The organism is Marivirga sp., assembly GCF_051117495.1.
Taxonomy (GTDB): Bacteria; Bacteroidota; Bacteroidia; order Cytophagales; family Cyclobacteriaceae; genus Marivirga.
On sequence record NZ_JBNPEF010000033.1, the window covers coordinates 108,873 to 131,593 of the forward strand.

Below are 22,721 nucleotides of genomic sequence, written 5' to 3' on the forward strand. Positions count from 1 at the left end.
CGCTACTAGCAATAATAGTTTTAAAGATATAACAATCTTATGTGAAGCACATTATTTTCAATGTGATAAATTGTAAAAAACCCTTTGAAGACACAATGAAAACCTAATCATTTCGATGATATGCCCTATTTGTTCGAGAAAAGTCAGTCAAATCTGTTTCTGATTTTTCTCCAATCTATTTTTATACCAAACATTTAGGATTACCCCGGCTAAAATTAGTCCGATTCCAGAGAATACAATCCAATTATAGGTTTCATCAAAGAATACATACCCAAAGCCTAAAGCATAAACAATGGTCAAATATTTTAAACTGGCTACTTTTGATAAATCTTCTGATTGATAGGACATGGTCATGAAATACTGGGCAAACTGAGTCAAAACACCTATTACCAATAATATCAACCATTCATATCCCATGGGCATGGTCCAATTAAAAGCAGAATAAATCCCAGTTAAAGGAGTGGTTACCAATGGAAAATAAAAAACGATCACGAGCGGATGCTCCGTTTTTTTGATTTTCCTAATGATATTATAAGCCAGTCCTGCAAAAATAGAAGAACTAATCCCTATGATAAACATCTTGATTGATACTCTTGGATCAAAACCTTGAATAATAATAAGGCCGGCAAAAGCCATTAAATAAAATATCCATTGCTTGGGGTGTACCCTTTCTTTCACAATAAAAATACCTAAAATAGAGGTAAAAATAGGTGAAAGAAACTGCATAGTAACCGCACTTCCCAGTGGTATATTTTGGAGAGTATAAAAATACATGGTCAATGCTACCGCGCCCACTGCCCCTCTGGCCACCAGTAGTTTTTTATTATATCCAAAAACAGGGACTTTTATTGCTTTCAAATACGCCAAGCTCATCACAAATGAAATGAGTGAACGAAAAAACACAATTTCAATCGCAGGTATGTTCGGCAACATTTTTACAAAAACATTCATGCTTGCAAACAGAAAGCCTGCAATTATCATATAAAGGACACCTTTGTTCATTCTCAGTTTTTTAAGATTGGCAAAGCTATAATCTAATCATGAAAACTGTAAGAATGTTCAAGTTAAATATTGGAGAATTAAAATTAAGGATGTTGGAACCAGTAAAATAAAACCTCATTGAAAAATGAAATAAGCCCTGTACTAGACCTTAATCGATAATAATCTTTTTTTTCTGATTTCTTAATATTATTAATTTCGGGTTGAAAAGAACTAATGGAATCATTCAAATTTGTTCTGTTTTCAGTTTCTGTTTTAATTACATCTTCAGACTGAAAACTTAAATTTTCATTTACTTCTTTTGGAATAGATTGCGGATGAATTATCAAGAAATTTGATAATGAAATTATAAGTACCAAAAATATTTTTTTGTACTGAGACCTCATCAAAAAACGTTAAAATTTGAATCTTATTAAAAAGATGTCACAAATTGCTAAATAGTTGCACCCCAATTCGGAAAATATATACTTATATTTCAAAAAGCATTAATTTTTCTGGTATCTCATTAAAACACTATAATAAGATTTCGGATAATTTTCTTTTTTTGAAAATATAATCCCGAGCTATCAGGATTGAAATAACACTTTGAAGATGTTATGCGAGAATCTAAACTCAGATTATTAAATTGTTTTTTAGTATTTTAAAACAACATTATGAATGAAGACATAAAATTTCATGCTTCTGAAAAAAAGGAAAAGCCTATTTAGGTAATATCGATTCACCAATTGCCGAAATGACCATTTCCATGACACCAAATTCCTTATGGATTATCGATCATACTGAAGTGGATGATAGCTTGAAAGGTCAGGGTATTGGAAAGGTGCTTCTTTTAAAAATTGTTGAAAAAGCAAGAAACTCAAAAGTTGAAATATTGCCTTTATGTCCTTACGCAAAGCATGCTTTTGAAAAAGATGAAAGCATTCAAGATGTATTGAAATAATGAGAATGGCTAAAAAGCTAGCCCCCGGTCGGTGGCTAACCGACCGGAAGCAGTAAAGATACCTATTTTTGATAATCGGTGTGCCACCGACCATGGTTCCATTGTCCTATTAGCTTTTTTTATAATCTACTTCTTCTTAGTCGCTTTTTTCTTAGGAGCCGATTTTCTTCCTCCTTTTTTATCCGGAGTCTTTTCTGCCAACTCTACACATTCCTGATAGGTTAAATCTGTTGGCTCTTTATCTTTCGGAATTTTTACATTTTTCTTTCCGAATTTGATATAAGGTCCCCATCTCCCATTCAAGACTTGTACATCAGGATCTTCATCAAAACTTTTGATGAATTTCTCACGATCCGCTTTGCGCTTTTCCTCTATTAATTCAATAGCTCTATCAGCCGTAATTTCCAGTGGATCTTCTCCTTTAGGAATACTTACGAATTTCCCGTCATGACGAACGTAGGGGCCAAATCGACCGATGGCCGCTACCATTTTCTGCCCTTCATAGTCCCCTAACTCTCTAGGTAATTTAAACAATTCCATAGCATCTTCAAGGGTGATATTTTCAATGAATTGCCCCTTTCTTAGGCTGGCAAATTGCGGTTTTTCGGCCTCTTCATCATCTTTGTCAGGCGTTTCACCCAACTGTACCAAAGGACCAAATTTACCTAACCTTACAATTACTTTTTTTCCGGTTTTAGGATCAATACCCAACTCACGTCCGGTATTTACATCTTTTCTTTCAATACTTTCTGCTTCATCAACTTTTTTATGAAACTCCCCATAAAATTTATTGATCATATTATTCCAGATCTTCTCTCCTTTCGCAATTTCATCGAATTCCTGCTCAACTTTAGCCGTGAAATTGTAATCGGTAACATTTGGAAAATGCTCTACCAAGAAATCATTTACCACCATAGCCAAATTGCTAGGAAATAATTTATTTTTCTCCGTACCTGTAATTTCTGTTTTTTCAGAGCGGTTAATTTTTCCGTTTTCCAAAACCATCTCCACATATTTCCGGTCTTTCCCATCACGAAATTCTTTGTTGACATAGCCTCTTTTCTGAATGGTAGAAATTGTAGGTGCATAAGTAGAAGGTCGCCCAATTCCCATTTCTTCCAATTTCTTAACCAAAGTGGCTTCATTGTAGCGTGCAGGTGGACGGGTAAATCCTTCTCTGGATTGCATTCTTTTTAATTCCAAAGTTTGCCCAACTTGCAAGGGAGGCAACATTCCCTTGGTCACATTGCTTTCCCCTTCCTCCTCTTCATCTGTGGACTCAATATAAACTTTTAAAAAGCCTTCAAATTTTACAACCTCACCACTAGCGCTTAGTGTTTGATCGGTATTGGAAATATCTATGCTTACGTTTGTCTTCTCAATTTGTGCATCTGACATTTGTGAAGCAATCGCCCTCTTCCATATTAAATCATATAGTCTTTGCTCGTTATAATCGCTACTAGCTTCTTTTGTAGCAAAATTGGTTGGGCGAATGGCTTCGTGAGCCTCCTGTGCTCCGGCTGATTTGGTTTTAAAAGTTCTGGTATGTGCATAATCAGCACCATATTCCGACTTTATTTCTTTTGCAGCCCCTTCTTTTGCCTCATCGGATAAGTTTAATGAATCCGTTCTCATGTAGGAGATTTTACCCGCTTCATACAGCCTTTGTGCCAACGTCATGGTTTGAGAAACGGAAAAGCCTAATTTTCTTGATGCCTCCTGTTGTAATGTGGAAGTTGTAAAAGGCGGTGCAGGTGTTTTCTTAGCCGGTTTTTTTTCTAATTTTCCAATAGAAAATTCTGCATCCAGACATTTCTCTAAAAATGCCATGGCTTCATCCTCCGTTTTGAATCTTCCGGGAAGTTCTGCCTTTAATTCCTTTCCTTCTACATTGAAAAAGGCTTGTATTTTATAGAAAGATTCAGGTTTGAATTTTTCAATTTCCCTTTCTCTTTCCACAACTATTCTAACCGCTACAGATTGAACCCTACCTGCAGAAAGTCCGGTTTTGATTTTTTTCCATAGTATTGGAGAAAGCTCAAATCCTACCAGTCTATCTAATATTCTTCGGGCCTGTTGCGCATTTACTAAATCTATATCAATCCCTTTAGGGGAATTGATCGCGTTTTGGATGGCTGATTTTGTGATTTCTCTAAAAACAATTCTTTTAGTTCTGTCATCATCTAATTTTAAAGCCTCTTTCAAATGCCAAGAGATTGCTTCCCCCTCGCGGTCATCATCCGTTGCGAGGTAGATCATTTCTGCTAATTTAGCTTCTTTTGCCAATGCCTTAATGACATCCTTCTTATCTTTGGAGATTTCATAAGTAGGAGTAAATCCATTTTCAATGTCGATGGCATTATTTCCTTTTGGCAAATCACGAACATGGCCATAACTGGAAAGCACTTTATAATCCTTTCCTAAGTAACCTTCAATAGTTTTGGCTTTGGCTGGTGACTCCACTATCACTAAATTTTTCGACATATCTATAGGCTTATTTTAAATTGAAATTCAAATATCATTAAATTTTTTTAGAAAAAAAGAATTTAGGTTTTTACTCGTTTATTAAGATAGTTAAACGAATAATCCTAATTTTACTTACAAACAGCTAATCAATCAAATGGTTAAAGATCTTTATTTAATTCGCCATGGCGAGGCAGAAGAACCAACTGCCGGCTTAAAAGATGTGGAACGCCAATTAACTGCAAAGGGTTTGCAGGATGCTTCAAAAGTAGGTATGTATCTAAAACAAAAGGAATTTCACCCTGATATCATACTGCACAGTATAGCACAAAGAACTACTGATACTATGAATAGGATCAATGAGCAACTAGGTGTGAAATCAGATCATATTGAAGCCTCTGAAGATATTTATGAGGCTTCTGCCCGAATTATGCTTAAAGTAATTTCGGAAATTCCAGCTGAAATGCGTTCTGCAATTATTATTTGCCATAATCCATCTATCACCTATATTTCTGAATATATAACAGGTTCAGAAGTAGGCTATGTGGAACCGGCCGGCATAGTGCATATTCAAATTCCTTATTCCTCTTGGTCAGAGGTATCGGAGAAAAACTGTGATTTAATAGAATACATAAGACCAGAAGATATTCAATAATTATTTATGACGAAGAAACAAGAAATCATTAATGCCTTTGACCCTAATGGATTGGGCAATGTTGATAATATTTTTGCTTTACCTTTTGACGAAAAAACAGCAGATTTAATTTTATTACCCGTCCCATGGGAGGTAACCGTATCTTATGAAGCTGGTACAGCTCAAGGACCTCAACATATTTTAGAAGCCTCCACTCAAGTAGATTTATACCAGAAAGATATCATTGATGCTTGGAAAATGGGGATTCAAATGCTTCCTATTGATCAAGGGCTTTTAACCAAAAGTAACAAACACCGAATTCTGGCCGAAGAATATATCGGATTATTGGAAGCAGGAGAAGAAAACAGTGAAAAAGGAAAAAGCCTTTTGAATAAAGTCAATTCTGTTTGTGCCGAAATGGTGGAATGGGTAAAATCTGAATCCTTAAAACAATTGGAAAAACATAAACTTTTGGGATTAGTAGGCGGTGACCATAGCACTCCTTTAGGCGCAGTCCAAGCTTTGGCAACCAAACATGAATCTTTTGGCGTGCTTCAAATTGATGCGCACATGGATTTCAGAAAAGCTTATGAAAACTTTGAATATTCTCATGCTTCCATCTCTTATAATATACTGCAAACTGTTCCTCAAATAGAAAAAATGGTGCAAGTAGGCATACGAGATTTTTGTGAAGAGGAAATCAATTTTGCTGAAAAGCAAGGAGAAAGAGTGAGTATTTTCTATGATGATGATATAAAAGTGGGCATGTTCGAAGGCGAATCCTGGACCATTATTTGTGATAGAATCATAAAAGAATTGCCTAATGAAGTCTATATCACCTTTGATATAGACGGCTTGAGGCCAGAACTCTGCCCGAATACAGGTACGCCCGTACCAGGCGGCATTAGCTATTCCGAAATCATTTATTTATTGACAAGATTGGTAAAAAATGGCAAGAAAATTATTGGCTTTGATTTAAATGAAGTAGCTCCAGGCGAAAATACCGATTGGAATGGGAATGTAGGAGCCAGAATATTATACCGTTTATGCAATCTAATGGGTGTTTCTCAAGGGAAACTGGAATGGGATGAGAGTTTTTAATTTCATCCCTTTGTAAACTCAAACCCTAATCCCAATCACCAACATATCATCTGTTTGTTCCATTTCGCCCTGCCATCTTTTCATTTCAAGATCAAGGCTCTTTTCTTGTTCGGGCATGCTTTTTTTTGATATGCTTTCTAAAAGAGATTTAAATCTTTTTCGGAGATATTTTTTCTGTGTGTTGATCCCAAACTGATCGGCATAACCATCAGAGCTCAAATAAAAAGTTTGATTTTGTGCTAAATCTATTTCTTGAAAAGTGAATTTTTTATCAGGACTATTAAAACATTCACCTACCGTAAAATTATTGCCTTTGAATTCCCTAAGCACTCCATCTTCCACCACATAAAGTGGTCTTTTCGCACCCGAGAAAGTAACTACTTTCTTTTTATGGTCAATTTTGCACAATGCTACATCCATGCTATGATTACTGGTCGTAACTTCCTTCTGCTTCAAAATATCCATCACTTTAATATCCAATTTGGTCAATATTTTGTGGGGCTCGATTTCTTTTTCTTCATTCACAATTTGATTCATAGTGGCATTGGCAATAACCGTCATAAAAGCTCCGGCTACCCCATGGCCAGTGCAATCGATCAATGCTAAAATATCACATCCGGCCTGCCGGGAATACCAATAAAAATCACCACTTACTATATCTTTTGGCTGATAATAAACAAAAGAGGAAGGGATATTTTCCTTAAAATTATTTTTGTTCATAATGCCTTCTTGTATGCTTTTAGCATATTCTATGGAATCCGTAATATTCTGATTCCAACTTTCAAGCTTCATCTTTTGGATTTCAATGGCTTGTTTACTTTTAAGGATCTGATGATTTTGATATTCAAGCAATGATTTTGCTTTTCTGTTTTGTTTAAATTTCAGAAATGAAATTATCGCCAATGCCAGCAATAAAATGGAAAATGCAACTGATCCAAAAATATACAATTGGCTGTTCTGATATTGTAAATCCTTTATCTCTGATTCTTTCTTTAATAATGCAATTTCCTTTTCTTTTTGCTCTAGCTCTATGCTTTTTTCCAATTCAGCTATTGCCCTACGAGATGATTCATTGAAGATACTATCATTCATGATATGATATTGATTCATATAGACATAGGAATTCTCCAAATCTTCCAAATGGAGGTAAACTTCAGCAAGCGTGCTGTAAGCATCTAACAAAATGGGTTTTGCATTTATTTCATTGGCTATATCAACAGCATCCAAAGCTGCATTTTTTGCCGCCAAATGACTTCCTCTAGCATTGTGCAGTCGGGCAATTTTCACCAAAGCTGATGAAACCCCAAATTTATTATCAGCTGACTCTTCTTTTTTTAAGGATTTATTGAAATAATAAAGTGCACTATCGAATTCCTGTCTATCAAAATAAATCTTCCCAATATTGCTATAAGGATCAAATAATAAAGATTTTTCGGGATCATTTTCATAAATCTTCAATACTTGGCGATAGTAGTTTTCTGCCTCTAATTCTTGCCCTTGGTCCAAATAAATATTACCAATATTATTTAATATTCTTAATAATTTAGGATTATCATTAAGCTCATAAAAGATTTCTTTGGCATCGGTGTAATAATCCAAAGCTCTTTCAAAATCCTCATTTATAGAATAAATATTCCCGATATTGCTCAAGGATTTACCAATGCCTACTTTGTCATCCAGTGAATCGTAAAGGTTAAAAGACAGCTTGAAATTTTTCAAAGCTTTATCATAATCGCCCTTTTGCTTGTAATAAACACCTAAATTATTCAAGGCGGTAGCTTCCCCTTGTAGGAAATTAATCCTTTTGGATATTTCCAAAGCAGTAGTGGCATACTCAAAGCTTTTGGCCGGCTGACTTCTATATTGAATCTTAAACAGATTATTTAGCCTATTCACTTCTGTGCTATCTTTTGTATTAGCTTTTCTTTGGGAATAAGAACTAAAACAAAAAATAAATAGTGTTAAAAAAAAGAATATTTGCTTACTGTTCATATTTATTTCTCTCTTGCTAAGATGCTATAAATATTTGAAAAAGTAATATTTTAAAGATGGATATTTACCTAGATACAATAGGATTAGTAGAATAAATATTTCCACATTGAAGGAATTGGTTTACAACCATTCTAAAAGTACATGTGTCATTTAATCGAACTCTTAATTCATGGAAGCAATGAAAACAAACTTACTAAAACTATTAACATTTTGCCTTCTCACAATCACCTTATCATCCTGTGAAGGATGGGAAAATGTCCCAGATTTTGATGTGGATGAAGTGGAAGGATACAGACCTATCTATGCTACAGAAAGCGAAAGAGAGATAAAAACTCTATCCCCCAGGGAAATCCAAGATCCCGGGAAAATATATGTAATAAATGATTATCTTCTTTTGGTAGATCGTTTGAAAGGAATACATGTATTTGACAATGAGGATCCAGAAAACCCACAAAACATTGGTTTTATTCAGGTTACTGGAAGCAATGATGTGGCTGTCCGAAATAACATTTTATATGCAGATCAAGCTTCAGATTTATTGGCAATCGACATTAGCAATCCGGAAAATGTGAAAGTAGCCTCAAGAGTGAAGGATGTGTTTCCCTTTGGATCTCAGTATCCTCAACAAGAAGGAGTCTATTTTGAATGCCCCGATCCTGAAAAAGGCTTAGTCATTGGTTGGGAATATACCACTCTCCAATCTCCGAAATGTTATCGTTAATCTCCTTAAACTATCATTAAGTCATGAAAAATTTTAAACTATATTCTCCAATAAATATCTTCCTACTAATCATCACAGTCATTTTCACCTCATGTATGAATGATTCTGAATTTGATGCATCAGGTGAAGGAAAAGGCGGCTCAATGGCCAGGTTTACTTTTCTGAAAGGCTATCTTTATATAGTAGATGAAAGCACTTTAAAAACATTTGATATCAGTAATCCTGAAAATCCTAACTTATTGGGAACAGAGAATGTGGGCGATGGGGTAGAAACCATTTTCCCTTATGAAAACTATTTATTTCTAGGGACACAATGGGGCATGAAGATCTATTCAGTTGAAAATGATCCTGTTCCAACTTACTTATCTGATTTCGAGCATTCATTTGCTTGTGATCCTGTTGTGGTTTCAAATAGTATAGCCTATGTAACGCTAAGAAGTGGGACCACCTGCCAAACAGGAAATGATAGAATGGAAGTAGTGGATGTTTCCGATTTAAGAAATCCGCAATTATTAAAAACAATTCCAATGGAAAACCCTCATGGTCTTTCCGTTAGTGACACGGTACTTTTTGTTTGCGAAGGAGATTATGGGTTTAAAGTATTTAATATAAAAGACAGAGCCAATCCACAGTTAGTATCTCATTATGACAGCATTCCAAGCTATGATGTAATTACTAATTATGGCAGGAAAGAATTGATTATTACTGGTAAAAACGGGATATTTCAATATGACTATGAAGACCCTCATAATTTAAAGGAATTAAGTCAAATTTTGAGTACCCAGGCAAATGAATAAATTGATATTTATCATTTTAGTGGCGAGCATTTCAAATTCGAATTGCCTTGCACAAAATAAACCATTAGAAGAAGACAGCAGTAAATCTGAGCCTGCATCTTTATTGCTTTCTTATTTGTCATTAAGCTCATCCTTTGAAAATTATAATTCAATTGATATTGGGTTAATGAAAACTGTTGGCAATAAAAGTGCTATTGGTGGCGAATTAGGATATATCTATAATATCGAAGGTCTTAAACTGCAAAATGAGCAAAGTTGGTACTCTGAAATTTACGGTATTAAAGCCTATTTCTATTATCGTTTTTTCTTAAACTTGAAAAATAATTACCCTTATAACTCATTAACTTTTTTTGATATTGAACCACAATTTTATTGGACAAGTTTTAATTCTGAAAGGATAGCTGGCTATAGCTGTAATGAGCAGTTTGGAGATTGTGAATATTACAGATTTTATGATTCAAGAGTGGATAGAATAGTACCGGGATTGAATTTAAAATTAGGGAAAATATATGATTATGATCCTTTTTACATCACAATCTTTGCAGGCATAGGATACCGATATGTTCAAGAATATTCTGAAATTGATAAGGTTCTGGCAAAACCTGATAAATTTTTCAATACTAGAGGTCAAGTTAGTGATTTACAAACTGGCGGTATGATAAAATTAAGACTTGGATTTCAACTGGCTTATAATCTCTGGCATTAAGTATTAAAAAAGGTTTACCAACTTGGCAAACCTTTTTTTGATTCAAAACTAATTTATTTTCTCACTTGTCCATTTCCAAGGACATAGTATTTATTAGTCACTAGCTGTTTCAGGCCTAATGGTCCTCTATGGTGCAATTTGTCAGTACTGATTGCTAACTCCGCTCCTACGCCCATTTGACCACCGTCAGTAAAACGGGTAGATGCATTATGATAAACAGCCGCACTATCAATTTGCTCCATGAATTTCTCGGCATCTTCTTGAGTTTCGGTTAGGATTATATTGGAATGTCCTCCAGAATATTTATTGATAAATTCAATAGCATCATCCAATCCATTTACTGAAGTGATTGCTGCTTTCATGGCCAAGAATTCCTCATACCAAACATCCTCGCTATCGATTTTTTCATTTGTCTCCAATTGACCAATAACTTTACCACTCGCTACAATTTGAACACCTTTATCAGTTAAGGCTTTCTCAATAGCTTTAAGTGTTTCTTCAAACTCAGGATGATTTTCATCTACCAAAATTTTATCTAAAGCATTACAACCAGAGATTTTATCCGTCTTAGCATTGATCAGTACCGGAATAACTTTATCCATATCAGCATCAGGTGCCACATAAGCAAAATTATTTCCTCTACCACTGACTAAAACAGCACATTTAGCATGCTCTTTAACGAAATCAATTAATCGCTCACCTCCTCTTGGGACTATTAAATCCAAAGGCTGGTCAGGGTTTCTTAAAAATTCCTGAGTAGTGGTCCTGTCCATTTTCAGATATTGAATCCAGCTTTCTGCCAAACCATTATCCTTTAAGGACTGATGCCAACATTTCACCAACTCCTCATTACTGTGGTGTGCTTCTTTACCACCTTTCAATAATATTTTATTGTTAGCCTTAAATGCTAAAACAGCCGCTTCAATAGTCACATCAGGACGAGATTCGTAAATAATCATAATGGTTCCGAAGGGCGCTGCTTTATTGGTTATATGTAAACCGTTTTCAAGTTTATCTTCACTTATAACAGTTCCAACAGGATCATCCTGATCTTTCACTTCACGTACCGCACGAATCATGTCATCAACTTTTGCCGAATCCACAACCAAACGGTCATAAAGAGCTTGATCATCTCTGTCAAATGAATCTAAATCTTTTTTATTTGCAGCAATAATAGCATCTCTTTCTTTATCAAGATTATCTATCATCGATTGCAATACTGCATTTTTTAATTCTGTATTTAAGAGCTTCATAAAAGCGTATTAATTTTTGTTTAAAATAATTTTACTTGAGAAGATTTATTCTTCTTCTTTGAAAATTCTAGTTCCGACATCTTTTCCATGTACAATGTCAATTATCACATCTTCTCGTTTACCATTGGCAATGTAGGTAACGATGTCTTTGTTTGCGGCTCCTTTAGCCACATTGATCTTGGATTCCATTCCTCCACGACCTTCCCCTTCTTTTTTATCGGATTCCTGAATAAATTGTTCCACTTCCTGATCGGTACTTACACTTTTAATAACATTTGAGTCATCATGATCTGGATGTCCATCAAAAATACCATCAGTATCTGTCAATAAAATTAAAGCATCTGCATCAATCAATTCAGCTACCAAACTAGCCAATTCATCATTATCAGAGAACATGGACATTGATAAGGATACGGCATCATCTTCATTGGCAATTGGAATAATTCCCTGAGATAATAAGCCTTCATAACAATTAATCATATTATCTCTATGTCTTCCAAAGTCGAAATCACGTTTTGTTGCCAAAACTTGAGCACATCTCATCCCATAATCATGAAATATACTATAGTAATGACGCATCATTCTTGGTTGCCCAACCGCAGAATAAACCTGTCTTCTTTGTGCTGCATTATCAATTGTATCAATTTCATTATCATCCAGTACTTCCTTACCCGCAATTACAGAACCTGATGAAATAAGGACTGTCATAACATCCTCTTCATAAAGTCGTGCAACTTGATCAACAATCCTCTTCAAAATAGGAACAACAATGCGATTATCCTTATTGGTCATCACATTAGTTCCGATTTTTACTACTACCCTTTTGCTATGTGTTTTCACAATTCAATATTATAATTTATGATTCTTTTCCTAATTCTACTGCCCTGTTAAATGCCGCATAAGCAGCATCTTCAATCAATTGTTTGATATTATTATCTTCCATTGAATCTAAGGCAGCTCGGGTTGTCCCACCTTTCGAGGCTACTCTTTTCATCCAACCTTCAGGACTTAAATCAGATTTATTAAATAATTCCACAGCTCCTTCGAAAGTTGTCCCAACTAATACTTTTGAATCATGAACAGAAAAACCCATTTTCTTGGCTGCTTCCATCATAGAATGCATAAAATAGAAAACATAAGCTGGCCCACTTCCTGAAATACCGGTGGAAGCATCCACATCATTTTCCGTATCCAATCTTACAGACCGACCAGTAGTATCCAGTAAATTCTCGACAGTTGAAAGTTCTAATCTTGAAACTTCATCTGAAGCGGTAAAAGAAGTTAAGCCTTTTCCCACTTGAGCAGGAAGGTTAGGCATAGCCCTTACCACCTTACTTATTCCCAATCCATCCTTCATGCTTTGAATGGTTACTCCTGCCATAATGGAAATTACAATTTGATCAGGAGACATCATAGGCTTAAGTTCTTCAAACAACTCATCCGTATGATAAGGCTTCACGGCAATGAATATAATATCTGCTTTTGGAAGGCAATCTGACAAATTGGTGAAAACATCAAAGCGACTGATTTTCTTAAGTTCCTCAGTTTTTTCAGGACTGGTATCTGAAATCATTAAGTTATGGTTTGATAGAAATTCAGATTTAACCAAGGCTTTAGCATATGCTAATCCCATATTTCCAGCTCCTATTACTAGTACTTTCATAAGTAAGTTATTTGTTTATTTATATATAAATTTAATAAGAAATCTGGTAACTGACATGCAAGCATTGTGCATTGAAAAGTAGAAAGAGGATAAATAGCGGCAAATCCAGAAAATATTTTCATCACAATACATTAGTTTACAATAAGTTACAAATTAAATCCATTAAATTCTAAATTTATTTTTGAAAAACTCATCCACCACAAAGATTAGTGTCATATAGTCGGAATCCTGTAATAATGGCAGTAACATGCACTTATAAGGCTGGAAATATTCAATATTACGAATAATCAAAAACATAAAATCTCGAACTGTAACCTTCCGAATGAAATTCCCTTTATAATATAGATAAGCATTTTCAATATTAAAATATTTTATTATGCCTTCAGATCATCAAAATCATCATCATAATGATAATAATCATGAGCATGAAAACCATGATCACCATGAACATCATGCAGAAATGATTAAAGATTTCAAAAAGCGTTTTTGGATATCCATAATACTTACTATACCCATAATGATTTTAGCTCCTATGATTCAGGAATTACTGGGGTATGAATTAAGATTTCAGTATGACCGATTTATTCAATTCGGTATTTCAACTGTTGTCTTTTTCTATTGCGGCTTTCCATTTCTAAAAGGTCTTAAGGATGAAATCGATGATCGTTCACCTGGCATGATGACTTTAATTGCCCTAGCTATTGGCGTGGCTTATTTTTATAGCTCCGCTGTTGTTTTTGGATTGGAAGGTAAAATATTCTTTTGGGAATTAGCCAGCTTAATAGCCATCATGCTATTGGGCCACTGGATTGAAATGAAATCTGTTATGGGCGCATCAGGTGCCGTTGAGGAATTGGCAAAACTACTCCCATCTACTGCATTGAAATTAGATGGTAATGGAAATACAAAAGAAGTAAAGATAGCTGAATTGGAAGCTGGGGATTTAGTTTTAGTAAAACCAGGAGAAAAAATCCCGGCAGACGGCATCATTGAAAAAGGCAAAAGTGACATCAACGAATCTATGATTACAGGGGAATCAAAACCCGTGAGTAAAAAAGAAGGCGATGAAGTAATTGGTGGCTCTGTAAATGGTTCCTCCTCCATCCAATTTAAAATAAAAAAAGATAGTGAGGGCACCTACTTAAATAAAGTGGTAGAAATGGTGAAATCTGCGCAAGAGACCAAATCCAAAACACAAAATTTCGCCAATAAAGCGGCCGCTTGGTTATTTTATATCGCCTTGTTTTCAGGAATTATCACCCTAAGTATTTGGCTATGGCAAGGTAATGAATTTGATTACGCCTTAGAAAGAATGGTAACGGTCATGATTATTGCTTGTCCACATGCCTTGGGATTGGCCATGCCATTGGTAGTGGCTATCTCTACATCAGTTTCTGCAAAAAACGGACTATTGATAAGAAATAGAACTGCATTTGAAAATGCTCGCAATATCACCACCATTATTTTTGATAAAACTGGGACGCTCACAAAAGGAAATTTTGTAGTAAATCAGTTTAAAAGTACTTCAGACAAATTTAAAGATGAAGACATTCTAAAAATAGCAGCTTCAATTGAAAAGGAATCGGAACACCCCATTGCAACAGGAATATTGCAAAAACACAAAGAAGAGCAATTAGATTTTGAAGAAATATCCGATTTTGAAAATTTGACAGGTGAGGGAATTCAAGCCAAAATCAAAGAACAATTATTTAAAATTGTGAGCCCCGGATATCTGGAAGAAAACAAAATTGATTTACCGAAAGACATAAAAAATGAAAAAGCTGAAACGATAATTTTTATTCTGAAAGAGCACGTCTTATTAGGGTATATTTCTTTAGCAGATCAAATAAGGGAAGAATCATACGAGGCGGTGAAATTATTAAAGGAAAATGGATTGAAAGTCATCATGGCTACAGGGGATAATGAGGCAGTAGCCAAATCAGTCAGCAGTGAATTAGGTCTGGATAATTATTATGCTGAAGTATTGCCAGAAGACAAGCAAAAAATAATAGATGATTTACAAAATAATGACGAAATAGTAGCTATGACCGGTGATGGCGTAAATGATGCACCTGCCTTAGCTAAAGCAGACGTAGGAATTGCTATTGGTTCAGGAACTGATGTGGCAGCAGAAACAGCAGATATTATTTTGGTCAATAGCAATCCAATGGACATTGTCCATTTACTAAATTTCGGTAAATCAACCTATCAAAAGATGATGCAAAATCTTTTTTGGGCAGCGGGTTATAATATCTTTGCGATACCAATGGCAGCAGGAGCACTGGCATTTACAGGAATCATTTTAAGTCCAGCTGTTGGAGCAGGTTTGATGAGCTTAAGCACCATATTAGTGGCTTTAAATGCTCAATTATTGAAAAGGAAAATGAAAAATACTCAATAAAAAACAACACTAATCTGTCTCAAAATCACTTAAATAAGGATTGAACAAATTGAAAATAATTTAAAACCTGGCCGCCATCAATAAGCTCAACTCCTTGTATTTCAGATTGAATTTTTTTGCCAAATGCATATTAGTCAAGCTACCCTTATAAGTATAGACTCCTTTCATAAACCAAGAATGGCTAAATATCATTTCCTCTATTCCTCCTACATCCCCAGCTTGCAATAACATAGGTGTTAATATATTACTGACCACATTACTGGCTGTCCTTGATACACGAGAAGCAATATTGGGGACACAATAATGAATAACATCGAATTTTTTAAAAGTAGGATTATCGTGAGTGGTAACTTCGGAAGTTTCCACACAGCCGCCTTGATCGATGCTCACATCAATAATCACAGCATTTTTACGCATATTCATCACCATTTCCTCTGTCACAATGCAACGATTCCTGCCTTTTTCAGCCCGAATAGCACAAATCAATACATCTGCTTCCATTAATGAGTCGCTTAACATAACGGTATCCAAAGTACTCGTATGAACAGGTTGTCCTAAAGCATGTTTAATCCGCCTTAATTTATAGATATGGTTATCGTAAATTTCAATGTTTGCCCCAAGACCCAATGCGGCCCTAGCGGCATATTCACCAACAGTTCCGGCACCCAAAATCACTACTTTGGTTGGCCTAACACCTGTAATTCCTCCTAAGATAATGCCTTTTCCATCATTTAAATTACTTAGCAATTCAGTAGCGATCTGAATGGCAGATATTCCAGCAATTTCACTCATGGCGCGCACAACTGGCATTCCACCTACCTTGTCTTCAATCAATTCAATGCCGATTGCATTAATTCTTTTCTGGTTCAATAATTCAAAATATTCCTTGTTTAATTGTCCAAATTGAAGAGCAGAAATCAAGAAACTTCCAGGTTTGAACATCTCAATTTCTTTCTTGATAGGAGGTTCTATTTTTACAACCAATTGAGCCTCGTAAGCTTCCTTTGCGGAATAGACAATTTTTGCGCCCGCATCGCTATATTCATTATCAGGAAAGTTACTGCTTAAGCCCATTCCACTTTCAACAATTACCTCATGGCCATTATTGGTTAATAAAGCTACGGCACCCGGAGTCAAGGGCACTCTTTTTTCTTGTAATGAAATCTCGTTGGGCACCCCAATTTGCATAGCATTTTTACCACGTTCCACTTCTAACAACTCTTCTTGAGGATAGAGTGCGCTTTTCCTTGCCAAAACATCAAAGCCTTTTCTAGAAACTTCCTTAGCCATGTTTACTTATTTTAAAATTCCTTTTGGATCTATCATGGGAAAGATTAATCTCAATCAATAAAAATTGATCTGGAATAAAAGAAGGTATCATTTCCGGCCATTCAATTAAACAGAGGTTCCCAGAGTAAAAATAATCCTCCACTCCTATTTCAAATGCTTCTTGCTCATTTTTAATTCTGTAAAAATCGAAATGAAATATCGTCCCCACTTTACCTGACCTATACTCATTTACTAAAGCAAAAGTAGGACTACTTACATGATCTTCCACTTTTAAAAAATCACATAATTTGCTAATGAATGTAGTTTTACCCCCACCCATTTCTGCCTTGAAAAGCCAAATATTATAATTTTTACCAAAATCATAAATTGTAGCAACAGTTTGGGGCAAATCACTTAATTCTACATCCGAAAACGATATATTTTCAGAGATTTCACTTTCCATCCTTCGAAGTTAATGAAATAATGGGAATAATCATTTCTTCCATTGAAACTCCTCCGTGTTGAAAGGTATCTTTAAAGTAGTTTACGTAGTAATTATAATTGTTCGGATAGGCAAAAAAGCTTTCTCCCTTAGTGAATACGTAGGAAGTACTCACATTAATTTTAGGAAGATGAAATCTTTCTGGTTTGGGTGCTTCCAAAACATCATTACTCTTCTTAAACCCCAAATTTTTTCCTTGCTTGTATCTTAGATTACTATTTACGTTTCTATCGCCCACAATTTTAAATGGCTTCTTAACCCTAATGGTACCATGATCGGTGGTAATCACTACTTTAGCTTTTTTGGAAGAAATCCTTTTCAGCAAATCTAAAAGGGGTGAATGTAAAAACCAGCTTTTTGTTAAAGATCTATAGGCAGATTCATCCGGTGCCAATTCTCTAATCATTTTCATATCTGTTCTGGCATGGGAAAGCATGTCCACAAAGTTATAGACCAAAACATTCAAACTATGGTCCATCATAGCTGAAACATGCTCTAAAACTTGCTTGCCTTGGTTTACATTTACAATTTTGTTGTAAGTGAATTTGCCAGGGATATTTTTCCGCTTCAATTGTCTTTCCAAAAACTTATCTTCAAAATTATTTTTGCCCTCATCATCATCTTCCGTAACCCACAAATCAGGGTGCTTTTTAGCCATCTCATCAGGTAACAATCCTGAAAAAATTGAATTTCTTGAATAAGCAGTGGTGGTCGGTAAAATGGAATAATAATTATCCTCCTCCTCAATATTGAAATATTTCAGAATTTCTGGTTCTATCAATTTCCATTGATCAAATCTCAAATTATCAATAACTATGAAAAAGACTGGTTCATCTCCTAATTTTGGAAAAACTTTTTCTTCCATTAATTGATGACTTAATAATGGAGCTTCATCCTGGTAATCGTTCAACCATCCTTCATAATTATCATCGATAAACTTCGCAAAGTTGGAATTGGCTTCCAAGTGTTGCATAGAAAGGACTTCTGACATACTTTGATCATCCGTTTGATCAATTTCCAAATCCCAAAAAACCAACTTTTTATACATTTCAGCCCATTCTTGGTGATCCATATTATCCCCAAAGGCCATACTTATATTTCGGAAATCCTGTTGATAGCTCTGATTGGTTTTTTCGGTTACCAATCGTTGATTATCTAAAATCTTTTTTACGGAAAGAAGAATTTGGTTTGGATTTAAAGGTTTAATTAGATAATCCGCAATTTTAGAACCAATGGCCTCTTCCATTATATATTCTTCTTCACTTTTGGTAATCATGACCACCGGTAAATTAGGCTTATTGCCTTTGATTAAGCTCAAAGTTTCCAAACCTGTCATGCCCGGCATATTTTCATCCAGAAAAACAATATCAAATTTTTGTTCTTTACATAAATCTACAGCCTCCGAACCATTATTAACCGGAGTAATTTGATAACCTTTGTTCTCTAAAAATATAATATGTGGTTTTAGCAGATCAATTTCGTCATCTGCCCATAAGATTTGGTAATTTTGCATAGTGTATATTTGAGCTTTAAAATTATTTGATTTGAAGAAGATAAAAAAGGTAAACGATCCGATTTACGGATTCATTACAATAAAGAGTGAATTACTTTTCAGTATTTTCAATCACCCCTATTTTCAACGCTTACGCAGAATTCGACAACTGGGTTTAAGCGAGCTGGTTTATCCGGGAGCAACCCATACTCGTTTCCATCATGCTTTGGGAGCCACCCATTTAATGGGCTTGGCTCTGGATCATTTAAAGGAGAAAGGAGTCAGTGTTAATGAGATGGAATATGAATCAGCACAAATTGCCATTTTACTCCATGATGTAGGTCACGGGCCATTTTCTCATGCCTTGGAATATAGTCTTATAAAAGGCATTACCCATGAAAATATTTCTTTGCAGTTTATGAAAATACTAAACAAAGAATTTAATGGCCAACTGGATACTGCAATTTCCATGTTTAAAAACACCTACAAAAGGAAATTCTTTCATCAACTAATCTCAAGTCAGTTGGATGTAGATAGATTGGATTATTTGAATAGAGATTCCTTTTACACAGGTGTCTCTGAAGGAAATATTAGTGTGGATAGAATTATTAGTCATTTGGATGTTATAGATGATGAAATTGTAGTAGAAGAAAAAGCTATTTACAGTATTGAAAATTTTCTCAATGCCCGAAGGTTGATGTATTGGCAAGTATATCTGCATAAAACAGCCTTAAGCGCAGAGAGAATGTTAGTTCATTTAATTAGCAGAGCCAAAGAGGTACATAGTTTAGACCAAATTTCTCCAGCTTTAAAATATTTTTTAGAAAATGATTTTACCCTGGAGGAATTTCAAGAAAACCCTAAAATTGTTCATCAGTTTTCAAAACTTGATGATTCCGACATTTGGCATGCGATTAAAATCTGGGAAAACAATAATGATAAAGTATTAAGCAGCTTAAGTAAGCGAATTTTACAAAGGGACCTTTTTAAAATAAAATTAGGTAATGACCCACTTAAAAAAGCAGATATCAACATTCTCAAAGGAAAAATCACGCAAGAATATAAATTATTAAACCGAGAGGCCGCATATTTTATTTCCCATGGTGAGGTCACGAATGCCGCTTATGTTTTAGGAGGTAAAAGCATTAAAATTATAAGTAAAAAAGGACATTTAATGGATATAGCTCAAGCAGCAGATTTACCGAATATCAAAGCGATGAGTAAAATAGTTAAAAAATATTACCTATGCCTGCCTAAAAACGTATCTTTGTAAATTGTTACAACCATAATTACTGAATATGGAGTTTAGTGTAAATCAAATAGCCCAAATGATTGGGGGGATAGTAGAAGGTGATGGAGAAAGAATGGTCGATAATTTGGGGAAAATAGAAGAGGGTAAAGCCAAAACAATCAGCTTTTTATCAAATGATAAATACGAAAACTATATCTATCAATCTGATGCGGCCGCCATTATTGTCAAAACCAATTTCACTCCTAAAAAAGTCATTAAGCCAGCCTTAATAAAAGTTGAAGATCCTTATTCAGCTTTCACCCAACTTTTGGAGGAGTATAATAAAATCATGAGCTATGCCAAATTAGGGGTAGAAGAACCATCTTTTATGGGTGACAATAGTTCTATTGGAGAAAGCCATTACAGGGGTGCATTTTCTTATATTGGGCAAAATGTGAAAATCGGGAAAAATGTGAAAATTTATCCTCAAGCACATATAGGTGACAATGTTATCATTGGAGATAATACTATTATTTTTCAAGGCGTAAAAATATATGCTGATTGTAAAATTGGCAATAATTGCAACATCCAAGCAGGTGCCGTGATAGGTAGTGATGGATTTGGTTTTGCCCCCCAAGCAGACGGCTCTTATAAAACAATCCCTCAGCTTGGAAATGTCATTTTGGAAGATAATGTCAGCATTGGAGCCAACAGCACCATCGATTGCGCTACTTTAGGATCAACGATAATCAGAAAAGGCGCGAAAATTGATAATTTAGTTCAAATTGCCCATAATGTCGAAATAGGTGAAAACACAGTTGTAGCCTCCCAAGCCGGCATTTCAGGTTCTACTAAAGTGGGGAGAAATTGCGTTTTAGCCGGACAGGTTGGGGTTGTAGGACATATTGAAATTGCCGATTATACTACAGTAAGTGCAAAATCAGGAGTTTCAAAAACCATCAAAAAAACCAACACAGTAATTTCAGGTACGCATGGATTCGATCACAAACAATTTCTGAAGGCAAATGCGCTCTATAGAAAATTACCGGAATTACACCAACAAGTTCAGCAATTGGAAAAAATAGTTTTAAATTTGCCGTCTGAAAAAAAGAACTAAATGTATAATAAACAACATACTATTAATAAAGAGGTAAGTGTTTCAGGTGTAGGCTTGCATACAGGACATAAAGTTACCTTAACATTTAAACCAGATGAAATTGATTCTGGTATAAAATTTCAGAGAGTTGATTTACCCGAAAAACCTATTATAGAAGCTGATGCTGATTTAGTGGTGGATACTTCCAGAGGTACGACTATTGCAAAAGGCGAAGCTAAAGTTTCAACCGTTGAACACGTTCTATCAGCCTTAGTAGGTTTACAAATCGACAATGTCTTAATTGAAGTTAATGGCCCGGAGACCCCAATAATGGACGGGAGCGCCAAACTTTTTTACGAAGCTTTGGAATCTGTTGGATTACAAGAACAAAATGCATTAAGAAATTTCTTTGAGGTTCCCGAAAGCCTGTTTCTTACTGATGAAGAGAAAAATGTAGAAATGGCATTATTACCTGTGGACGACTACAGGGTTACTGTAATGATTGATTACAATTCAAAAGTTTTAGGAAGCCAACATGCCTCTTTAAACAATATTGCGGATTTCAAAAAAGAAATTTCTACTTGTAGGACTTTCGTATTCCTTCATGAGTTACAACAGCTTTATAATAACAACTTAATCAAGGGTGGTGATTTAAATAATGCTATAGTTGTGGTTGATAAATTGGTTTCCGAAGATGAACTGAAAGAATTGGCTGGAATTTTCAACAAACCCAATATAGAAGTTAAAGAGGAAGGTATTTTAGATAATATTGAGTTAAGATTCAAAAATGAACCTGCTCGTCATAAATTACTCGATGTGGTGGGTGATTTAGCTTTAGTGGGAAGACCTATAAAAGGTCAAATTCTAGCAGCAAGACCAGGGCATTCGACCAATGTGGCTTTTGCCCAAAAAATTAAGAAATATATTAAAAAAGCAGAAAAGTCAGCCCCAAAGTATGATCCCAATGCTGAACCTGTAATGGATATTGAAGGTATATCCTCCATGTTAAGACATAGATATCCTTTTCAATTAGTGGACAAAATCATACACCAAGATCATAAAACTGTTATTGGTTTAAAAAACATTACTATTAACGAAAACTTTTTTCAAGGTCATTTTCCTGGAAACCCAGTAATGCCTGGAGTCTTACAAATTGAAGCTATGGCACAGACTGGAGGTATATTGGTTTTAAGCTCTGTGGATGAACCATCAGAATACTGGACTTACTTTTTAGGTATTGACAATTGCCGATTTAGAAAAATGGTAAGACCAGGAGATACCATTATCCTCAAATGTGAACTTTTGGCACCGATCAAAAGAGGAATAGCCAAAATGCAAGGATATGCGTATGTGGGTAATAGTATTGTTAGCGAAGCAACACTTACTGCTAGAATTGTTAAAAAAGATGAAGAATAAAACCTTAAAGGGTTTTAAAAGCATATTTGCTTAAAATAAAAATAC

General features: G+C 35.0%; 20 protein-coding genes. 10 read left to right on the forward strand and 10 right to left on the reverse strand.

What is annotated here, in order from left to right; translation table 11 throughout:
• Positions 1-147: 147 nt before the first annotated feature.
• On the reverse strand, positions 148-1,002 hold the full coding sequence (locus ACFE0M_RS17195; protein ID WP_434547024.1) for a DMT family transporter: 855 nt from the start codon (positions 1,000-1,002) through the stop codon (positions 148-150).
• An 83-nt stretch (positions 1,003-1,085) separates the two neighbouring features.
• Positions 1,086-1,385, reverse strand: coding sequence for a hypothetical protein (locus tag ACFE0M_RS17200; protein ID WP_434547025.1), 300 nt, complete (start codon positions 1,383-1,385; stop codon positions 1,086-1,088).
• Between the two features lie 338 nt (positions 1,386-1,723).
• Here ACFE0M_RS17200 and ACFE0M_RS17205 point away from each other — a divergent pair, with 338 nt between their 5' ends.
• The gene (locus ACFE0M_RS17205; RefSeq protein ID WP_434547061.1) at positions 1,724-1,939 is read left to right on the forward strand and encodes a GNAT family N-acetyltransferase; all 216 of its coding nucleotides are present in this window, start codon (positions 1,724-1,726) and stop codon (positions 1,937-1,939) included.
• Positions 1,940-2,065: 126 nt separating this feature from the next.
• Here ACFE0M_RS17205 and topA read toward each other — a convergent pair whose 3' ends face one another.
• Complete coding sequence (topA, locus tag ACFE0M_RS17210) at positions 2,066-4,423, reverse strand: type I DNA topoisomerase (protein ID WP_434547026.1); 2,358 nt, start codon at positions 4,421-4,423, stop codon at positions 2,066-2,068.
• A gap of 136 nt (positions 4,424-4,559) precedes the next feature.
• Between topA and ACFE0M_RS17215 the strand changes: the two genes are divergently transcribed.
• Both ACFE0M_RS17215 and ACFE0M_RS17220 read left to right on the forward strand, forming a co-directional pair.
• Positions 4,560-5,057, forward strand: a complete 498-nt coding sequence (locus tag ACFE0M_RS17215; RefSeq protein WP_434547027.1) for a SixA phosphatase family protein — start codon at positions 4,560-4,562, stop codon at positions 5,055-5,057.
• Between the two features lie 6 nt (positions 5,058-5,063).
• Positions 5,064-6,137, forward strand: coding sequence for an agmatinase family protein (locus tag ACFE0M_RS17220; RefSeq protein WP_434547028.1), 1,074 nt, complete (start codon positions 5,064-5,066; stop codon positions 6,135-6,137).
• Positions 6,138-6,155: 18 nt separating this feature from the next.
• Here the strand turns inward: ACFE0M_RS17220 and ACFE0M_RS17225 are convergent, their stop codons facing one another.
• Entirely contained in the window at positions 6,156-8,033 is a 1,878-nt protein-coding gene (locus ACFE0M_RS17225) for a tetratricopeptide repeat protein (protein ID WP_434547029.1), read from the reverse strand.
• A gap of 274 nt (positions 8,034-8,307) precedes the next feature.
• Here ACFE0M_RS17225 and ACFE0M_RS17230 point away from each other — a divergent pair, with 274 nt between their 5' ends.
• The 3 genes from ACFE0M_RS17230 to ACFE0M_RS17240 are packed head-to-tail and all read left to right on the forward strand — an operon-like array spanning position 8,308 to position 10,353.
• Complete coding sequence (locus ACFE0M_RS17230; RefSeq protein ID WP_434547030.1) at positions 8,308-8,850, forward strand: hypothetical protein; 543 nt, start codon at positions 8,308-8,310, stop codon at positions 8,848-8,850.
• Positions 8,851-8,873: 23 nt separating this feature from the next.
• A complete protein-coding gene (locus tag ACFE0M_RS17235; protein ID WP_434547031.1) occupies positions 8,874-9,647 on the forward strand; it encodes an LVIVD repeat-containing protein in 774 nt (257 codons plus the stop codon).
• Positions 9,640-10,353 carry a hypothetical protein gene (locus ACFE0M_RS17240; protein WP_434547032.1) on the forward strand — a complete coding sequence of 238 codons (714 nt, stop codon included), beginning with the start codon at positions 9,640-9,642 and terminating at the stop codon, positions 10,351-10,353. Before ACFE0M_RS17235 ends, ACFE0M_RS17240 begins: the two co-directional genes overlap by 8 nt.
• Positions 10,354-10,406: 53 nt before the next feature.
• Here ACFE0M_RS17240 and ACFE0M_RS17245 read toward each other — a convergent pair whose 3' ends face one another.
• Genes ACFE0M_RS17245 through proC form a run of 3 tightly spaced genes read right to left on the reverse strand, consistent with a single transcriptional unit; the run spans position 10,407 to position 13,269 of the window.
• Positions 10,407-11,606 (reverse strand): glutamate-5-semialdehyde dehydrogenase, encoded by a 1,200-nt coding sequence (locus ACFE0M_RS17245; RefSeq protein WP_434547033.1) that lies wholly within the window; start codon positions 11,604-11,606, stop codon positions 10,407-10,409.
• Between the two features lie 45 nt (positions 11,607-11,651).
• Complete coding sequence (proB, locus tag ACFE0M_RS17250; RefSeq protein ID WP_434547034.1) at positions 11,652-12,446, reverse strand: glutamate 5-kinase; 795 nt, start codon at positions 12,444-12,446, stop codon at positions 11,652-11,654.
• 16 nt (positions 12,447-12,462) lie between these two features.
• Positions 12,463-13,269 (reverse strand): pyrroline-5-carboxylate reductase, encoded by an 807-nt coding sequence (gene proC, locus ACFE0M_RS17255; protein ID WP_434547035.1) that lies wholly within the window; start codon positions 13,267-13,269, stop codon positions 12,463-12,465.
• Between the two features lie 376 nt (positions 13,270-13,645).
• On the opposite strand from proC, the gene ACFE0M_RS17260 reads away from it, so the two are divergent.
• On the forward strand, positions 13,646-15,670 hold the full coding sequence (locus ACFE0M_RS17260; RefSeq protein ID WP_434547036.1) for a copper-translocating P-type ATPase: 2,025 nt from the start codon (positions 13,646-13,648) through the stop codon (positions 15,668-15,670).
• A gap of 60 nt (positions 15,671-15,730) precedes the next feature.
• On the opposite strand, the gene ACFE0M_RS17265 is transcribed toward ACFE0M_RS17260, so the two are convergent.
• The 3 genes from ACFE0M_RS17265 to ACFE0M_RS17275 are packed head-to-tail and all read right to left on the reverse strand — an operon-like array spanning position 15,731 to position 18,954.
• Positions 15,731-16,960, reverse strand: a complete 1,230-nt coding sequence (locus tag ACFE0M_RS17265; RefSeq protein WP_434547037.1) for an alanine dehydrogenase — start codon at positions 16,958-16,960, stop codon at positions 15,731-15,733.
• A complete protein-coding gene (gene tsaE, locus ACFE0M_RS17270) occupies positions 16,953-17,402 on the reverse strand; it encodes a tRNA (adenosine(37)-N6)-threonylcarbamoyltransferase complex ATPase subunit type 1 TsaE (protein WP_434547038.1) in 450 nt (149 codons plus the stop codon). The genes ACFE0M_RS17265 and tsaE overlap by 8 nt, the downstream gene beginning before the upstream one ends.
• Positions 17,392-18,954 carry a PglZ domain-containing protein gene (locus ACFE0M_RS17275; RefSeq protein ID WP_434547039.1) on the reverse strand — a complete coding sequence of 521 codons (1,563 nt, stop codon included), beginning with the start codon at positions 18,952-18,954 and terminating at the stop codon, positions 17,392-17,394. Before ACFE0M_RS17275 ends, tsaE begins: the two co-directional genes overlap by 11 nt.
• A gap of 31 nt (positions 18,955-18,985) precedes the next feature.
• On the opposite strand from ACFE0M_RS17275, the gene ACFE0M_RS17280 reads away from it, so the two are divergent.
• The 3 genes from ACFE0M_RS17280 to ACFE0M_RS17290 are packed head-to-tail and all read left to right on the forward strand — an operon-like array spanning position 18,986 to position 22,676.
• The gene (locus ACFE0M_RS17280) at positions 18,986-20,206 is read left to right on the forward strand and encodes an HD domain-containing protein (protein WP_434547040.1); all 1,221 of its coding nucleotides are present in this window, start codon (positions 18,986-18,988) and stop codon (positions 20,204-20,206) included.
• Between the two features lie 25 nt (positions 20,207-20,231).
• Positions 20,232-21,281 carry a UDP-3-O-(3-hydroxymyristoyl)glucosamine N-acyltransferase gene (gene lpxD, locus ACFE0M_RS17285; RefSeq protein ID WP_434547041.1) on the forward strand — a complete coding sequence of 350 codons (1,050 nt, stop codon included), beginning with the start codon at positions 20,232-20,234 and terminating at the stop codon, positions 21,279-21,281.
• Positions 21,282-22,676 carry a bifunctional UDP-3-O-[3-hydroxymyristoyl] N-acetylglucosamine deacetylase/3-hydroxyacyl-ACP dehydratase gene (locus ACFE0M_RS17290; RefSeq protein WP_434547042.1) on the forward strand — a complete coding sequence of 465 codons (1,395 nt, stop codon included), beginning with the start codon at positions 21,282-21,284 and terminating at the stop codon, positions 22,674-22,676.
• Positions 22,677-22,721 lie beyond the last annotated feature (45 nt).

What these genes read in the sequence shown, in the direction of transcription:
- ACFE0M_RS17195 (WP_434547024.1), bottom strand. Translation starts at nt 1,002, where the DNA reads ATGAACAAAGGTGTCCTTTATATGATAATTGCAGGCTTTCTGTTTGCA.
- ACFE0M_RS17200 (WP_434547025.1), bottom strand. Translation starts at nt 1,385, where the DNA reads ATGAGGTCTCAGTACAAAAAAATATTTTTGGTACTTATAATTTCATTA.
- topA (WP_434547026.1), bottom strand. Translation starts at nt 4,423, where the DNA reads ATGTCGAAAAATTTAGTGATAGTGGAGTCACCAGCCAAAGCCAAAACT.
- ACFE0M_RS17215 (WP_434547027.1), top strand. Translation starts at nt 4,560, where the DNA reads ATGGTTAAAGATCTTTATTTAATTCGCCATGGCGAGGCAGAAGAACCA.
- ACFE0M_RS17220 (WP_434547028.1), top strand. Translation starts at nt 5,064, where the DNA reads ATGACGAAGAAACAAGAAATCATTAATGCCTTTGACCCTAATGGATTG.
- ACFE0M_RS17230 (WP_434547030.1), top strand. Translation starts at nt 8,308, where the DNA reads ATGAAAACAAACTTACTAAAACTATTAACATTTTGCCTTCTCACAATC.
- ACFE0M_RS17235 (WP_434547031.1), top strand. Translation starts at nt 8,874, where the DNA reads ATGAAAAATTTTAAACTATATTCTCCAATAAATATCTTCCTACTAATC.
- ACFE0M_RS17240 (WP_434547032.1), top strand. Translation starts at nt 9,640, where the DNA reads ATGAATAAATTGATATTTATCATTTTAGTGGCGAGCATTTCAAATTCG.
- ACFE0M_RS17245 (WP_434547033.1), bottom strand. Translation starts at nt 11,606, where the DNA reads ATGAAGCTCTTAAATACAGAATTAAAAAATGCAGTATTGCAATCGATG.
- proC (WP_434547035.1), bottom strand. Translation starts at nt 13,269, where the DNA reads ATGAAAGTACTAGTAATAGGAGCTGGAAATATGGGATTAGCATATGCT.
- ACFE0M_RS17260 (WP_434547036.1), top strand. Translation starts at nt 13,646, where the DNA reads ATGCCTTCAGATCATCAAAATCATCATCATAATGATAATAATCATGAG.
- ACFE0M_RS17265 (WP_434547037.1), bottom strand. Translation starts at nt 16,960, where the DNA reads ATGGCTAAGGAAGTTTCTAGAAAAGGCTTTGATGTTTTGGCAAGGAAA.
- tsaE (WP_434547038.1), bottom strand. Translation starts at nt 17,402, where the DNA reads ATGGAAAGTGAAATCTCTGAAAATATATCGTTTTCGGATGTAGAATTA.
- ACFE0M_RS17275 (WP_434547039.1), bottom strand. Translation starts at nt 18,954, where the DNA reads ATGCAAAATTACCAAATCTTATGGGCAGATGACGAAATTGATCTGCTA.
- lpxD (WP_434547041.1), top strand. Translation starts at nt 20,232, where the DNA reads ATGGAGTTTAGTGTAAATCAAATAGCCCAAATGATTGGGGGGATAGTA.
- ACFE0M_RS17290 (WP_434547042.1), top strand. Translation starts at nt 21,282, where the DNA reads ATGTATAATAAACAACATACTATTAATAAAGAGGTAAGTGTTTCAGGT.